Below are 15,121 nucleotides of genomic sequence, written 5' to 3' on the forward strand. Positions count from 1 at the left end.
GACGGCCGCCCTGCATGGCAGTACATCACACAACTAAGTTGTGCACAATCTAATTGGCCACCGGAGCTACCCTGGAGCCATGACCGCCACTCAGCCCACCGTCACCGAGGCGGACTGGCTCCGCCTGGACCGTCAGATCTGCTTCTCGCTGCACGCGGCGTCCCGCGCCTTCAACGGCGTCTACCGCACGCTCCTCAAGGACCTCGGGCTGACCTACCCGCAGTACCTGGTGATGCTGGTGCTGTGGGAGCGGGGCGAGCTACCGGTCAAGAAGCTCGGCGAACACCTGCGCCTCGACTCCGGCACGCTGTCGCCGCTGATCAAGCGGCTGGAGGCGGCCGGCCTCGTCCGGCGGGAACGCAGCACGCGCGACGAGCGGTCGGTGGACGTACGGCTGACCGATCAGGGCGCTGCCCTGCGCGAGCGGGCGCTGCGGGTGCCGCGCCGCATCGTCGAGGCGACCGGCTTCGACCTCGACGAGATCCGTGAGCTACGGGAGCACCTGGACCGGATCACCGCCGCACTGGACGCGGCGGAACTGGAGGCGACGGAACCGGACTTGGGGTCGACGGAGCCGGACTCGGGTTCGAGCCCGGGCTCGCCGGCACGGGCTGCGGCACTCGACCCGGCGCCCCCGGAAGACGCGCCGGGCTGCCGGCCGTGAGCGTGCGGCGGATGTAGAGCCGCAGGATCACGCGGTCCCGCACCAGCTCCTCGCAGAGCGCGAACTGCCCCCTGATGACGGCGAGTTTGAGCCGGTCGACGGGGTTGCTGGGGTAGCCCGGCCCCTCCAGCATGTACCGCTCGGCGACGACCCACACCCGGTCGAGCCCGGCGAGCCGGTGCCACAGGACCCGCGGGTCCACTTCCCTGCCGTACAGCGTCGCGGACATGGGCGCCCCCGCCGCCAGCGCCACGTCCCGCGCCCCGCGAAACCCCGCCGGATACGCCAGCGCCGTGGCACGCGCATGCGACGGCAGGAACAACACCGCGTCACCGGGACGCAGTTCACGCGCGGCGGCCGTGGAGACGGCGGCCAGGTTGTCGGGCCGGTGGTCCGCCAGGCGGTCCTCGCGGAGGAGGGGGAGCTGCTGCGTGAAGGCGAGCGCGACGGCGAGGACGCCGGTGAGGGCGAGGAGGGGGAAGCGGTCCGCGCGGCCGGCGCACAGGCGCCCCAGGGCCCCGGCCACCCGGTCGGCCCCGGCGGCCACGCACAGCGGCGCTCCCGCCAGCGCGTACAGCACGTACCGGTCGACGTACAGGGGCGCGATCTGCGAGGCGAGCATCAGTGTCACCGGCGGCACGACCGCCAGCGGCAGCGCGATCCCCGCGCACGTCACCCGCCCCCGCCGCCCGGCCACCCCGGTCAGCCCCACGCCGGCGAGCGCCAGGCACGTCCAGTACACGCCCGACGTCGGCCCCACGAACGCCCGCAGCAGCTCCTGCGCGTTCTCCGTCGTCGGCACGCGCAGCCATGCGACCTGCGCGGACTGCGCGTGCGAGACGACCGCCATCGGCAGCAGCGCCAGGACGACGCACCGCGCCGCACGCCCCCAGCCCCACCACACCTCGCGGCCCACGCGCGCGAGCGCCAGCGTCGCCGCGTGGGCGAGCAGCAGCAGGACCGCGAGTTCGTGCATCAGGCAGGTGACGCCGAGGACCGCGCCGTACGCCCACCAGGACCGTGACCGGCCGCCCTCCCGCAGGTCCCCGACTTCACCCGAACAGGTGGCGGTCGCGTCGACGGCACGCACCAGCAGCAGGGTGGCACCCGCGGCGCCCGCCGACACCAAAGCGTACGAGCGGCCCTCCTGCGCGTAGTGGCCGACCATCGGAGTGACCGCGTACAGCAGCCCGGCCCACAGCCCGACCCGCGGCCGGGCCAGCCGCACCCCGAGCGCGGCGACGAGGCCCGCCGTCGCCGCCGCGCCGCACACCGACGGCAGCCTGAGGAGGACCTCGCCGGGGGCGACGGCGAGGACGGCGTGCATGAGCAGGTAGTACAGGCCGTGCACCGCGTCCACCCCGTGCAGCAGCCGCCAGATCTGCGGCACCGTGCGCCGCGCGACCTGGAAGGTGACGGCCTCGTCGCGCCATATGCCGCCCCGGTCGAGCCCCCACAGTCCGAGGGCGAGCATCACGGCCGTGGGGACGGCGACGGCCACGGCGGCGGTACGGCGGACACGGCCCGACGGCATGTTCAGCGGCGGCTTCCACGGTGGCTGCCGTGGGGGCCGCCACGGCGGTTTCAGCAGGGGCCCGATGTTCACCACAGACCGATCTTTTGCGATTACCCAACCTTTGTTGGGCATTGACGGCGTATCGGCATGGATACACCATCCACGCGGATTACGCTCCGTGCTGATGAACCGCCGCCCGTTGCCCCTCGCGTCCCTCGCCGCCGCCTGGCTGACCACCCGCGCGCTGATGCTGTGGCTCCTCGCCCACGACTCGGGCACCTATCTCGGCCGGGGTTCCGTGGCGCGCGAGGTGTGGCGGCTGTACTTCCACTGGTACGGCGTGCTGTCCCACGGCGCCTTCCCGGCGCACGACACGCTGTGGCAGTACCCGCCGGGCGCGGGCGCGGTGCTGCTGGCGCCCGCGCTGCTGCCCGGCCTGACGTACTTCCAGGGGTTCGTCGCCGTCACCCTCGCCGCCGACGCGGTCATCACGCTGGCGCTCGCGCGCGCGGGCACGCGGCCCGGACGCAGCCTGCTCGGGGCGGTCCTGTGGACCGGCGCCCTGCCGCTGCTGCTGCACCTCCCGCTCGCCCGGTACGACGTGCAGGTCACGGCGCTCGCCGTCGTCTCCCTGCTGGCGTCGTCGCGCTCCACGCGCGCGTGCGGGGCGTTCGCCGCGCTGGGCGCCCTGGTGAAGGTGTGGCCGGTGCTGGTGCTGCTGGGGACGCCGCCGGGACGGCCGACGCGTCGCACGTGGACGTGGGCCGCGGTGACCGGGGCCGCGACCCTGGGACTCTTCGCGGCGTCGTTCAACAATCCTCTGGCGTTCCTGCGGCAGCAGGGCAACCGCGGCGTGCAGATCGAGTCCCTGGGCGGTACGGCGCTCAGCCTCGCGCGGCACGCCGGCTGGCCGGGGACGGCGCGGTACCGGTACGGCGCGATGGAGTTCACCGGCCCGTACGTCTCCACGGTCGCGAACGTCTCCCTCGCCCTCACCGCGGCCGCCGGCGCGCTCCTGCTGCTGTGGCGGGTGCGGGGACGGCACCGGAACGAGGCGACGCCGTTCGACGCCGCGCTGTGCGCCGTGCTGCTGTTCACGGTCACCAGCCGGGTCATCAGCCCGCAGTACATGGTGTGGCTGCTGGGCCTCGCCGCCGTGTGCCTGACCTCGCGGCACACCGCCCAGCGTCCGGTCGCGGCGCTGATCGTGGCGGCGACCGCGGTCACCACCGTCGCCTATCCCGCGCTGTACGGCGACGTCGTGCACTGCACCTGGACGGGCACCCTGCTGATGCTCGTGCGCAACGGGCTCCTCACGGCCGCCGCCACCCTGTCGTTCGTCCGGCTGTGGCGCCCCGCACGGCCCCCGGCCGCTTCGGCCGCGCCCGTGACCGAACCCCGCACCGGCCCCGACCGCCTCCCGCGGCGCGCGCTGAGCCCCTCGCCATGACCGCCCCTGGGCGGGAGCCCGCGCACGGCCCAGAGGCCGCGGCCGCGGCACCGGTGAGCATCGTCGTCATCGGCCACGACGACACCGCGCACCTGGCCGAAGCGGTGCGCTCGGCACTCGCGCAGGGCCCCGCCGTCCGCGAGGTCGTCGCCGTGGACGACGGCTCCACGGACGGCAGCGCCGAGCTGCTCACCCGGCTCGCGGCCGGGGAACCCCGGCTGACGGTGGTGCGCCGGCCGGTCAACAGCGGCGGCTGCGGCACCCCGCGCAACACCGGTATGGACGCGGTGACTTCGCCGTACCTGATGTTCCTCGACAGCGACGACGTGCTGCCGCTCGGCGCGGTGGACGCGCTGCTCACGGCCGCGAACGCGGGGCGTGCCGAGGTGGCGAGCGGCCTGTGCGTGCGCCGCGAGCTGCCCTCGGGGCGCGAACGCCCGTGGCAGGCGGCCCTGTACCGGGCGCCCTCCGTCGTCACGCACCCCGCCCGGCGCCCCCGCCTGGTCCACGACACGCTCTGCGTCAACAAGCTCTACCGCACGGACTTCCTGCGCGAGCACGGCATCCGCTTCCCCGAAGGCCGCTTCCTCTACGAGGACTTCGTCTTCACCGCGCGCGTCCTGGCCGCCGGACCCCGCATCGCCCTGGTGCCCCACCCGGTCTACGTGTGGCACGTGCGCCGCTCGGCCGACCGGCTGTCGCTCTCCCTGGACCGCGCGGGCATCGCCAACTGGCTGGCGCGCACGGCCGCGTGCGCGCTGGCGTACGACATCCTGCTGGGCGCCGGGCAGAAGGAGCTGGCGCGGGCGGCACGCGCCAAGTTCCTCGACCACGAACTGCGCATGTACGCGCGCGAACTGGAGCTGCACGACGAGCCCTACCGGCGCGCCTGGTGGGCGCACACGCGCGCGTACCTCGCGCGGTACGACGCCGCCGACTGGGAGGCCGACCCCACCGCACCCGGCCGCCTTCTCGCCCGGGTCGTCCTGGAGTCCCCCACGCCGCGCGACCTGCCCCGCCTCAAGGAGCTCGCCGCCCGCCCGGCCCGACTGCGCCCCCCGTACGCCCGCGCCCCGGGCGGCACCCCGATCTGGTCCGACGACCTCCCCCAGGTCAGCCTGGCCCGCCTCCTGATCCGCCCCACCCGCCTCCTCCCCCTCGCGATGGACGCGGAACTGCACCCGCGCGCGCGGGCATCCCGTCTCCGGCTGCGTCTGCACGAGCTGTACGGCCGGGTGGCGCAGGCGGGCCCCGAGGAGGTCGAGGTGGAGTGGCGGTCCCGGGAGAACGAAGCCGCGGCCCCACACCGTACGACCGCCGCCTTCTCCCCCTCCCCCTCCTCCGACGGCACGTGGTCGGCGGAGGTGCCCGTCGAGCCGGCCGCCCTCGGCGCGGGTACCTGGGATCTGCGCCTGCTCGTGCGCTTCGCCGACGGCACGCGGCGCGCCCTGACCGCCCACGCGGTCGAGGGCCCCGGCCTGCTGCGCCGCCGGGTGCTGCCCAGCGCCCGGCACGGGGTGCTGCTCCTCCAGCCGTACGCCACCCATTCCGGCGCGCTGGCACTGCGCGTGGCACCCGGGCTGCGGGGAGCCATGACCGTGGTCCGCGGCAGGCTGCGCCGCCTGCTTCACTGGAGGTGACCGAGGGGTCCGACCGACCTCACACCAAGCACCACCACGGGCCAATCGACGAGGGGACGGCCGCACATGACCTGGTTGATCACCGGCGGCGCCGGCTACATCGGGGCGCACGTCGTCCGCGCGATGACCGAGGCGGGCGAACAGGCGGTGGTGTACGACGACCTGTCCACCGGCATCGCCGAGCGCGTGCCGGACGAGGTCCCCCTGGTGGTGGGTTCGACGCTGGACGGCGAGCGGGTGGCGCGCGCCCTCGCCGAGCACGACGTCACCGGTGTCGTCCACCTGGCGGCGAAGAAGCAGGTGGGCGAGTCGGTGGACCGTCCGCTGCACTACTACCGCGAGAACGTGGAGGGCCTGCGGGTCCTGCTGGAGGCGGTGACGGCGGCCGAGGTCCCGTCGTTCGTGTTCTCGTCGTCGGCGGCGGTGTACGGCATGCCCGACGCCGCGCGCCACGGCGACCGGGTGACGGAGGAGACGCCGTGCGCGCCCCTGTCGCCGTACGGCGAGACCAAGCTGGCCGGCGAGTGGCTGGTCCGCGCGACGGGCCGGGCGACGGGCATGTCCACGGCGTCGCTGCGCTACTTCAACGTGGCGGGCGCGGCGAGCCCGGAGCTGGCGGACACCGGCGTCTTCAACCTCATCCCGATGGTCTTCGAGAAGCTCACCGAAAACGCGCCCCCGCGCATCTTCGGCGACGACTACCCGACCCCGGACGGCACCTGCGTCCGCGACTACATCCACGTGGTCGACCTGGCCGAGGCCCATGTCACCGCGGCGCGCGCCCTCCAGTCGTCGCCCGGCCTGGACCTGACGCTCAACATCGGCCGCGGGGAAGGCGTCTCGGTCCGCGAGATGATCGACCGCATCAACGCCCTCACCGGCTACGACCGGCCCCCGACGGTCACCCCGCGCCGCCCCGGCGACCCCGCCCGGGTCGTCGCCTCCGCCGACCGCATCGCGACGGAGCTGGGCTGGACGGCGAAGCACGACGTCGAGGACATGATCACCTCGGCGTGGGCGGGCTGGGTCCGGCTGCATCCGCAGGCGGCGCGCTCCTGACGCCGCGGGGCGTCCCGCACGAGGGCGCCCCCTCACGTCAGCCCCGTCACATCCCCCTCGTCACATCCCCCTCGTCACAGCGCCTTGAGGGCCGCCGTCGTCGCCCGCGCCAGCGACGCCAGGTAGCCCTTGGGCAGCTTCGGGCTGCGGATCACCACCGCCCGCCAGTACAGGGGGCCGGAGATGAGATCGAGGGCCAGGTCGCCGTCGATGCCGGGGCGGATCTCGCCGCGCCGTTCGGCCGCCGCGACGATCGTGCTGGCCACGCTCTCCTGCCCGTCGCGCACCGCCTTCTGCAGGGCCTCGGCGATCTCGGGGTTGCGGGCGGCCTCGGCCTGGAGGTCCGGGATGATCTGGGAGGCGACGGGGTGACGCAGGGCGCGCGACGTCACCTCGTAGAGCAGCCGCAGGTCACCCTCCAGGGAGCCGGTGTCCGGGGCGGGCAGGCCCATCACCGCGACCGCCGCGACCACGTCGAGCACCAGGTGCAGCTTGGAACGCCAGCGGCGGTAGACGGCGGTCTTGCCGACGCCCGCGCGGCGCGCGATGCCCTCGATGGACATCCGGGCGTACCCGACGGACGCGAGCTCCTCGAAGACGGCCGCCCGGATGGCCTCCGTCACGTCCTCGCGCAGGACGGCGGCCCCGGCGGGGGTCCGGCGGCGCGGACGCGTCTCGGGCTCGTCGGCGTTCGTCGTCATGCTGTCCAGCATAGGGCGTTACGACGAAACGGTTGCGTTCCGACGTCGATTCGTCCTACGCTCCCGTTGCGACGATACGGTCCCGTCCCGACGTAAGAGAATGCGAAGCGAAGCGCAGGGAAACACCCGGAGACGGACCCGTCCGGACGCGCCCCCACGACCCCCCGAGCGAAAGCAGCGGATGTGAGCCAGGTCCTCCACACACCGCCCCCGACACCGGCCCCGGCCGACGACGACCTCGCGGCGCTTGCCGCCCGGCACGGGCTCGCGGTCAGCGGTGCCCGCCCGTCGCTGTCCCAGTACGTCCGCCAGCTGTGGGCGCGGCGCCACTTCATCTCCGCCTTCGCCACCGCCAAGCTCACCGCGCAGTACAGCCAGGCGAAGCTCGGCCAGCTCTGGCAGGTCATGAACCCGCTGCTCAACGCGGCGGTCTACTACTTCATCTTCGGTGTGCTGCTGGGCACCAAGCGCGGCGTGCCGGACTATGTGCCGTTCCTCGTCACGGGCGTGTTCGTCTGGACGTTCACCCAGAGCTCGATCCTGGCCGGCACCCGGGCGATCTCCGGCAACCTCGGCCTCGTGCGGGCCCTGCACTTCCCGCGGGCCGCGCTGCCCATCTCCTTCGCGCTCCAGCAGCTCCAGCAGCTGCTGTTCTCGATGTGCGCGCTGGTCGTGATCCTGCTCTGCTTCGGCGTTCCGGTCGCCCTGTCCTGGGTGCTGATCCTCCCGGTGCTGGTGCTGCAGTTCATGTTCAACGCCGGCGTCTCGATGATCATGGCCCGGATGGGCGCCAAGACCCCGGACATCGCACAGCTGATGCCGTTCGTGCTGCGCACCTGGATGTACGTCTCCGGCGTCATGTGGAGCATCGACAAGCTGACCAGCCAGGACCACCTGCCGCACCTGGTGACGATCCTGCTGGAGACCAACCCGGCCGCCGTCTACATCGACCTCATGCGATTCGCGCTGATCGACAGCTTCCACGCCGACCAGCTGCCCCCGCACGTGTGGGCGGCGGCGATCGGCTGGGCCCTGCTCGCCGGGGTCGGCGGCTTCATCTACTTCTGGAAGGCTGAGGAGACGTACGGCCGTGGCTGAGCTGACCACCGACAGGATTCCCACCGTCGTCGCCGACAGCGTCGACATCGTCTACCGGGTCAACGGCACCGGCGCGGGCCGCGGCTCCGCGACCGCCGCCCTGAACCGCATGCTGCGCGGCAAGCAGGCCGAGAAGGCGTCGGGCGTGCGCAAGGTGCACGCGGTCAAGAAGGTCTCCTTCACCGCGTACAAGGGCGAGGCGATCGGACTGATCGGCACCAACGGCTCCGGCAAGTCGACGCTGCTGAAGGCGGTCGCCGGACTGCTCCCGGTGGAGAACGGCCACATCTACACCCACGGCCAGCCCTCCCTCCTCGGCGTGAACGCGGCCCTGATGAACGACCTCACGGGCGAGCGGAACGTCTTCCTCGGCGGCCTCGCCATGGGCATGTCCCGCGAGGAGGTCAAGGACCGCTACGAGGAGATCGTCGACTTCTCCGGCATCAACGAGAAGGGCGACTTCATCACCCTCCCGATGCGCACGTACTCCTCCGGCATGGCGGCACGCCTGCGCTTCTCCATCGCCGCCGCCAAGGACCACGACGTCCTGCTGATCGACGAGGCGCTGGCCACCGGCGACCGCTCCTTCCAGAAGCGCTCCGAGGCCCGGATCCGCGAGCTGCGCAAGCACGCGGGCACCGTGTTCCTGGTCAGCCACAACAACAAGTCGATCCGCGACACCTGCGAGCGGGTCCTGTGGCTGGAGCGCGGCGAGCTGCGCATGGACGGGCCGACCGAGGAGGTCATGAAGGAGTACGAGGCGTTCACCGGCGACACGACCAAGGCCAAACCCAAGCCGAACGCCGCCCCCAAGCCTCCCCAGCAGGCCAAGGCGGAAGCCGTGGCGGCGAAGGTCGCGCTTCCCTCCTGAGCCCCGGCCGGCCGGTCCCGACCGGCCGGCCTCTCCGGCGTGCCCGCTCATCCCTTTTGCCCATGTAATGGCAATATGACCCGAAAGGTGCACCCGGAGGATCAGGCGAAGGAGTCCGCCCGCGATGCCCGAACTCAGCGTCATCGTCCATGGACCCAACACCCACGGACACTTGACGGAACTGCTCGACTCCCTTGCCGCCCGCCCCCTCCCGGACGTCGAGGTGATCGTGGCCGCGGTCGGCGGCTGGGCCCGGGAGGTGGCCGAGGGGCACAGCCCGGAGATGGTGGTGCTGCCCCTGCCGGACGGTACGAGTGACGCGGCGGCCCGGTCGGCGGGCGCCGCGCGGGCGTCCGGCCGCTGGCTGCACTTCGTCCACGCCAAGGACGGCCTGCCCCCCGGCACTCCCCGCCTGGTCGCCGAGCGCACGGCCGAACTGCCGGACTCGGTGGACGTCCTCCTCTTCGACCACGTGCGCTCCACCTGGAAGACCTCCGGGACGCCCTCCGGCAACGGCCGTCTCCTGGCCCGCGCCGGCCGCGCCGACGTGGCCCTCGACGACAGCCCCGGCCTGCTGCGCCTCACCCCGCTCCTCGGCAACCGGGCCCTGCGCGCGGACTTCTGGCGCACGCACGAGGAGCACCTCGCCGCCGACGACGAGTCGCACGCCGCGTACGCCGCCCTGCTGGACGCCGACCGCCTCGCCTGCCTCAACCAGGCCGCGTTCGAAGACCGCCGGCTGCGCCCCGAGAGCCTTCCGCCGCCGACCCCCGAGCAGCGCTACGCCCTCGTCGACCGCTACGAAGAGCTCCTCGCCCTCGCCGAGCACCGCCCGGCCGCCCACGCGACCCTCTACGACATCATGGTCCGCGACCTGCTGCGCACCTTCGCCCGCGAGGCCCTGCCCGAGCCGGTGGCCCGGGAGTTCTTCCGCAGGTCCTCCCGGGCGGCGGTCCGCTGGCGCCCCGCGCACCATCGCCGCCCGGCCGGTTTCGAAGGCATGCGCCGGTCCCTTCTCGAAGAGGGCGCCTACACCCGGTACCGCGCCCTCCAGGCCGCCAACCGCACCCGCCGGGCCACCAAGTCGGCCGTGCGCGGCCGCAAGCGCAAACTGGGCGCGAAGCTCCGCGACCACCGGTACCGCAGGGCCCTGGAGCGCCCGGTCGACCCCGAACTGGCCGTCTTCTCCGCCTACTGGGACCGCGGGGTCGCCTGCAACCCGGCCGCCATCGCCGCCAAGCTGGCCGAACTCGCCCCGCACATCCGCCCGGTGTGGGTGGTGTCGAAGGACAACGTGGCGCTCCTCCCGCCCGGCACCGACCACGTGATCGCCGGCACCCGGCGCTACTGGGAGGTGCTGGCCACGGCCAAGTACCTGACCAGCAACGTCAACTACCCCAACGCGGTGGTCAAGCGCCCCGAAGCGATCCACCTCCAGACCCACCACGGCACCCCGCTCAAACGCATGGGCCTGGACCAGATGCGCTACCCGGCCGCCGCCAAGGGCACGAACTTCGGCGCCCTGCTGGAGCGCGTCGACAAGTGGGACTACAGCGTCTCCGCCAACAGCCACTCGACCCGCATGTGGGAGCACGCCTACCCGGCCCGTTTCACGTCCCTCGACTACGGCTATCCGCGCAACGACGTCTTCTACACGTCCGACGCCCGGGACGTCCGCGCGGTCCGCGACCGCCTGGGCATCGCCCCCGGCAGAACGGCCGTCCTCTACGCCCCCACCCACCGCGACTACGAGTCGGGCTGGACCCCGCACCTCGACCTCGCCACCCTCGCCGACCGCCTCGGCGAGAACACCGTCCTGCTGGTCCGCGGCCACTACTTCTACGGCGGCTCGGCCTCCCCCCTGACCGGCCTGCGCCGCGCGAGAAGGATCATCGACGTCTCGACGTACGACCCGGTCGAGGAGCTCTGCCTCGCCGCCGACGCCCTGGTCACGGACTACTCGTCGATCATGTTCGACTACGCGGGCCTCGACCGCCCGATCGTCGTCTACGCCGACGACTGGGAGACGTACGCGACGACGCGCGGCGTGTACTTCGACCTGATGACCGAGGCACCGGGCCAGGTGGCGCGCACCCAGGAGGACCTGGCCGAGATCTTCACGTCGGGCGCGTGGCGGGACGAGAGCGCGGCCAAGACACGGGCCGCCTTCCGCCGGCGGTTTTGCGACTACGACGACGGACGCGCCGCCGAGCGGGTCGTACGCCGGGTGTTCCTGGGCGAGAGCGAGGAGTCGCTGCCCCCGGTGATCCCGCTGGAGGACCGCACCCCGGCGCCGACTCCGGAGGAGGCCACCGCATGACCCCGGACGCTCCCGACGTCACGGTGACCGTGATCGTCTACAACGACGCGGCACGGCTCCCCAGGGCGGTCGCCTCGCTGCGCGCGCAGACGCACGGCAACATCGAGATCGTCATCAGCGACGACCACTCCGCGGACGAAACCCCGGTCGTCGCCCGCGCGTTGGCGGCCGAGGACCCCCGCATCCGCTACCTCCGCCTCCCCGAGAACAGCGGCGGCTGCAGCGCCCCGCGCAACCGGGCCCTGGAGATCGCCCGGGCGCCGTACCTCATGTTCCTGGACAGCGACGACGAACTCCCGGCGAATGCCGTCGAGTTGCTGCTCGCCGTCCATCGCGAGCGCGAGGTCGACTTCACGATGGGCGCGGTGCGGCGGGTCCGGGTGGACAACGGCCGCCGCTCCACCTGGATGCCGCACCTGGTGGCCGAGCGCCGCACGCTGGACGGCATCGAGGCCGACCCCCGTCTGCTCTTCGAGCACCTCTCGACGAGCAAGATGTACGCCCGGGCCTTCCTCGACCGCCACGACCTGCGCTTCCCCGAGGGCATCCACTACGAGGACCAGCTGTTCTCGGCGCAGGCGTACTGCCTGGCCAAGACGTTCACGATCATCCCGGAGCCGGTGTACCTCTGGTACGTCGAGCCCTACGCGGCGGCCGACGCGGCATCGATCTCGAACCAGCGGCACAAGCTGGCCAACGTCCGCGACCGCGTCCACGTCCAGCGCCTGATCGACGCGTTCCTGGAGACGAGCGGGCACGCGTCGCTGCGCGAGGACAAGGACTACAAGTTCCTCAAGCACGACTTCCGGATGTACGCCGGGGACCTGCCGTACCGCGACGAGGAGTGGCTGGCGTCCTTCGCAGAGATCGTGAATCCGTATCTGGCGGGCCTCACCCCGGGTTCGTACGCCCGCCTGCCCCGCCCGGAGCGGGTGGTACTCCAACTGGTCCGCGACGGCCGCCTGTCGGAGGCACGGCTCGCGGCACGAGGCCTCGGCCAGGGGGTGGCCCCGCGGCGGGTGACGACGGACCCGGAGGGCGGCGGCACCTACTGGGGCGACCTGATTCCCGAGTCGGACCGGTCCCGTCGTGAACTGGACGTCACCGACCTCGAGTTGGAGACCCGGCCCTTCCCGACTGCCCAGTTCCGCCACGAGATCACCGAGTTGGCCCCCGGTCCGGGCGCCTCACTGCATTTGCGCATCCGCACCTACGACCCGGGTCTGGTCCTCCCGGTGGGCCCCCAGCGGGCCTCCCTCGTCCTGAGCCCCGGTGCGCGCCGCATGACGGTCCCCTTCCGCCTGATGCCGTTCGCCCCCGGTGTCTTCGAGGGGCAGGCCCGGCTGGACCTGGCGGCCGCTCCGGTCCCCTTCCACGGCTTCGCCGGCATCCGCCACCCGCAACTGCGCATCCAGCACGGGCGCCTGGCCCACACCGGCCTCCTGCTGGCCCCTCTGGCCTTCCCCACCCTGACGACCCGCGTCGACTACCACTCGGGCACCGCTCCCCACCGGCTCACCGTCGAACCGGAGGGCCGCGGGCCCGGCCGCCTCCAGATCCGCTGGCGTCCGGTGGGCGTGACGGCTCGGGCGATCCGTCCGGTCGTACGCCGGCTCGCCCGTCCGAAGGTGAAGAGCGCGGTCCGGATGGTGGCGAGCGCTCTGAGGTGACGTCCGTCGGTGGTGCCGCGGGGCTACCGCGGCACCACCTCGTACAGCACCTGCCCACCCGGCCCCCGCGTCACGGCCCGCACCCCGGCCCCCGACACGACGTCCCCCGTGTCCACGACCCACCGGACCCCGTACTCCCGCAGGATCCCCCGTCGCACCCCCTCCGAGGTCCCCCCGGCGAAATACCGCCGCACCGCCGCGTCCCGCCGCCCCGCATCCGACAGGAACACGTCGGGATACCCGGGCGCCACCGTGTACGCCCCGTACGCCGGGATCTGCCGGGACGGAAACGTCCGCGCCATGACCACGTCCCCGTACCGCACCCACGGCGTGATCCACCCGTACCCCGCCCACGGCGGCCGGTACTTCGCCGCGACCGCCTCCGGCAACACGCCCCGCTCCACCACGTACCCCACCGTTCCCACCTGCGTCCACGCCCCCACGGCCAGCGCGAGACCGAGCGCACACGCCCACGCCGTCCGCACGCCCCTCCTCGTCGCCGACACCACCTCCAGCGCGGCCGCGAACTGCGCCGGGATGAGCGCGGCGGGCAGGGCGCGGCCCCACGAGTAGTGCCCGCTCGCCCCGCCCGCCGCGACCACGGCCACGCCCAGCCCGAAGAAGATCACCAGCGGGTCCCACCGGTTGCGCCGCCACCGCAGCGCCAGCGCGACCACCCCGAGCAGCGCCAGCCCGAAATGCCCGAGCAGATGCCGGTACAGCGACCGGTGGATGGCCTCCAGATCCGTACCGGCCGAGAAGAGCGCGAAGAAGTCGTAGTACGGCCAGGCCCACAGCACCACCAGCCCCAGCACCACCCCCACCGCCAGTCGCCCCAGCAGCTCCCGTCGAGGCCGCGCCGCGATCACCGTGGCGAGCGCGCCCAGGGAGGCCACGACCCCCGAGAACTGGTGGACCAGCAGGATCACCGCCCACAGCACCCCGAGCCCCAGCCACACCCCCCACCCGGCACCGTCCCGCAGCGCCCGCGCGAGCCACGCCCAGAAGTGGAAGGAGAGGCCGAGCGCCAACACGCTCGGGTACGACACCGTCAGCGCGAGGGAGTTCAGCCCGAGGAACCCGCTCCACTCGAACAGCACCGGCCCCCACAGGAACACCAGGCACAGCAGCGCCAGCGCCGGCGCGGCCCGATGGGCGCTCAGCGTCCGGACGTACCGCCACACGCCCGTGACGAACAGCCCGAGTCCGACGAGCGCGCCGACGCGCAGGACGGCGAACACCGGCCATCCGGTGACCTTGGCGACGGAGCCGAGCACCAGCATCCACGGCGAGTAGTACGGACTCGGCGTGTCCGCGTCGACCAGGGGGTTGCCGGGGTGCAGCAGGCTGTGCCGCAGGCGCTCGATCGTCGCCGCGTGCATGCCGAGATCGCCCACCCACGGGAGGCGGACGATCACGAGGAGCAGAAGGAGCAGAACGAGCGCGGCGGCGGCCTGCGGCAAGGCCCCGCCGGCCCTCGCCGTCGCGCCGCTAGGCCGCGCGGTGCGCATCCTGCCGGAACACCCAGGTGCGGTAGACGAGGAAGCGGAAGGCCGAGGCGAGGAGGATCGACAGCGCCTTGACGACGTTCGACCCGAACGGCCCGTCGACGCCGAGGCCGTGGTAACCGGCGTAGAACAGACCGCTTTCCATGGCGACGCCGAGGCCGCTGAGGACGAAGAACAGCACGATCTGCCGCCGGGTGCACGAGGCCCGGTCGCGATAGGCGAAGCAGCGGAAGCCGAGGTAGTTCGTCGCCATGGCGACGCAACTGGCCAGCACCGTCGCGGCCGTCGCCCGCCAACCCAGGCCCTGCAGCAGCAGGTTGAAGACCAGGAAGTTGACGACCACACCGCTGCCGCCGACGACACCGAACTTCACGACTTCGAGGACGACTCGGGTGAGGGGCCGAGTGGGCGCGGCAACGGGAGCGGAAGGGACACGGGGCTTCGGACGCGTCTCGGTGAGGTTCACTGTCACGCGGCCGACTTTATCTGAAATGCCCGTTATGGCATGGAATGCCGAATTCAATCGCGGTGATGTACGCGAACGGGGGCGCCCCGGGCCTGATCAGGCCCGGGGGGGCCCCCCGCCCCCGGCGGGCCCGGCTGGCGACCCCCCCCCCCCCCCAA

General features: G+C 72.9%; 11 protein-coding genes. 8 read left to right on the top strand and 3 right to left on the bottom strand.

Going from position 1 to position 15,121, the window contains the following annotated elements; all coding sequences use genetic code 11:
- Nucleotides 1-79 precede the first annotated feature (79 nt).
- The 4 genes from ABZ910_RS19435 (at nt 80) to galE (ending at nt 6,329) form a co-directional block, all read left to right on the top strand.
- Nucleotides 80-664 (top strand): MarR family transcriptional regulator, encoded by a 585-nt coding sequence (locus ABZ910_RS19435; protein WP_361366261.1) that lies wholly within the window; start codon nt 80-82, stop codon nt 662-664.
- A gap of 1,700 nt (nt 665-2,364) precedes the next feature.
- Nucleotides 2,365-3,630 (top strand): glycosyltransferase 87 family protein, encoded by a 1,266-nt coding sequence (locus ABZ910_RS19440; protein ID WP_361366263.1) that lies wholly within the window; start codon nt 2,365-2,367, stop codon nt 3,628-3,630.
- Entirely contained in the window at nt 3,627-5,270 is a 1,644-nt protein-coding gene (locus ABZ910_RS19445; RefSeq protein ID WP_361366266.1) for a glycosyltransferase family 2 protein, read from the top strand. Before ABZ910_RS19440 ends, ABZ910_RS19445 begins: the two co-directional genes overlap by 4 nt.
- Before the next feature lie 66 nt (nt 5,271-5,336).
- The gene (galE, locus tag ABZ910_RS19450; protein WP_361366269.1) at nt 5,337-6,329 is read left to right on the top strand and encodes a UDP-glucose 4-epimerase GalE; all 993 of its coding nucleotides are present in this window, start codon (nt 5,337-5,339) and stop codon (nt 6,327-6,329) included.
- A gap of 74 nt (nt 6,330-6,403) precedes the next feature.
- Here the strand turns inward: galE and ABZ910_RS19455 are convergent, their stop codons facing one another.
- Complete coding sequence (locus tag ABZ910_RS19455) at nt 6,404-7,042, bottom strand: TetR/AcrR family transcriptional regulator (protein ID WP_361366272.1); 639 nt, start codon at nt 7,040-7,042, stop codon at nt 6,404-6,406.
- A gap of 171 nt (nt 7,043-7,213) precedes the next feature.
- Here ABZ910_RS19455 and ABZ910_RS19460 point away from each other — a divergent pair, with 171 nt between their 5' ends.
- The 4 genes from ABZ910_RS19460 (at nt 7,214) to ABZ910_RS19475 (ending at nt 12,989) form a co-directional block, all read left to right on the top strand.
- Nucleotides 7,214-8,128 (top strand): ABC transporter permease, encoded by a 915-nt coding sequence (locus tag ABZ910_RS19460; protein ID WP_361366274.1) that lies wholly within the window; start codon nt 7,214-7,216, stop codon nt 8,126-8,128.
- Nucleotides 8,121-8,999 carry an ABC transporter ATP-binding protein gene (locus ABZ910_RS19465; protein WP_361366277.1) on the top strand — a complete coding sequence of 293 codons (879 nt, stop codon included), beginning with the start codon at nt 8,121-8,123 and terminating at the stop codon, nt 8,997-8,999. Before ABZ910_RS19460 ends, ABZ910_RS19465 begins: the two co-directional genes overlap by 8 nt.
- Nucleotides 9,000-9,123: 124 nt before the next feature.
- On the top strand, nt 9,124-11,319 hold the full coding sequence (locus ABZ910_RS19470; RefSeq protein WP_361366280.1) for a CDP-glycerol glycerophosphotransferase family protein: 2,196 nt from the start codon (nt 9,124-9,126) through the stop codon (nt 11,317-11,319).
- Complete coding sequence (locus ABZ910_RS19475) at nt 11,316-12,989, top strand: glycosyltransferase (RefSeq protein WP_361366283.1); 1,674 nt, start codon at nt 11,316-11,318, stop codon at nt 12,987-12,989. Before ABZ910_RS19470 ends, ABZ910_RS19475 begins: the two co-directional genes overlap by 4 nt.
- A 23-nt stretch (nt 12,990-13,012) precedes the next feature.
- Here ABZ910_RS19475 and ABZ910_RS19480 read toward each other — a convergent pair whose 3' ends face one another.
- Entirely contained in the window at nt 13,013-14,500 is a 1,488-nt protein-coding gene (locus tag ABZ910_RS19480; protein WP_361366286.1) for a hypothetical protein, read from the bottom strand.
- Complete coding sequence (locus tag ABZ910_RS19485) at nt 14,481-14,969, bottom strand: GtrA family protein (protein ID WP_361366289.1); 489 nt, start codon at nt 14,967-14,969, stop codon at nt 14,481-14,483. Before ABZ910_RS19485 ends, ABZ910_RS19480 begins: the two co-directional genes overlap by 20 nt.
- Nucleotides 14,970-15,121: the final 152 nt, after the last annotated feature.

It is taken from the genome of Streptomyces sp. NPDC046805, from assembly GCF_040645355.1.
Taxonomy (GTDB): domain Bacteria; phylum Actinomycetota; class Actinomycetes; order Streptomycetales; family Streptomycetaceae; genus Streptomyces.

What these genes read in the sequence shown, in the direction of transcription:
- ABZ910_RS19435 (WP_361366261.1), top strand. Translation starts at nt 80, where the DNA reads ATGACCGCCACTCAGCCCACCGTCACCGAGGCGGACTGGCTCCGCCTG.
- ABZ910_RS19440 (WP_361366263.1), top strand. Translation starts at nt 2,365, where the DNA reads ATGAACCGCCGCCCGTTGCCCCTCGCGTCCCTCGCCGCCGCCTGGCTG.
- ABZ910_RS19445 (WP_361366266.1), top strand. Translation starts at nt 3,627, where the DNA reads ATGACCGCCCCTGGGCGGGAGCCCGCGCACGGCCCAGAGGCCGCGGCC.
- galE (WP_361366269.1), top strand. Translation starts at nt 5,337, where the DNA reads ATGACCTGGTTGATCACCGGCGGCGCCGGCTACATCGGGGCGCACGTC.
- ABZ910_RS19455 (WP_361366272.1), bottom strand. Translation starts at nt 7,042, where the DNA reads ATGCTGGACAGCATGACGACGAACGCCGACGAGCCCGAGACGCGTCCG.
- ABZ910_RS19470 (WP_361366280.1), top strand. Translation starts at nt 9,124, where the DNA reads ATGCCCGAACTCAGCGTCATCGTCCATGGACCCAACACCCACGGACAC.
- ABZ910_RS19475 (WP_361366283.1), top strand. Translation starts at nt 11,316, where the DNA reads ATGACCCCGGACGCTCCCGACGTCACGGTGACCGTGATCGTCTACAAC.
- ABZ910_RS19480 (WP_361366286.1), bottom strand. Translation starts at nt 14,500, where the DNA reads ATGCGCACCGCGCGGCCTAGCGGCGCGACGGCGAGGGCCGGCGGGGCC.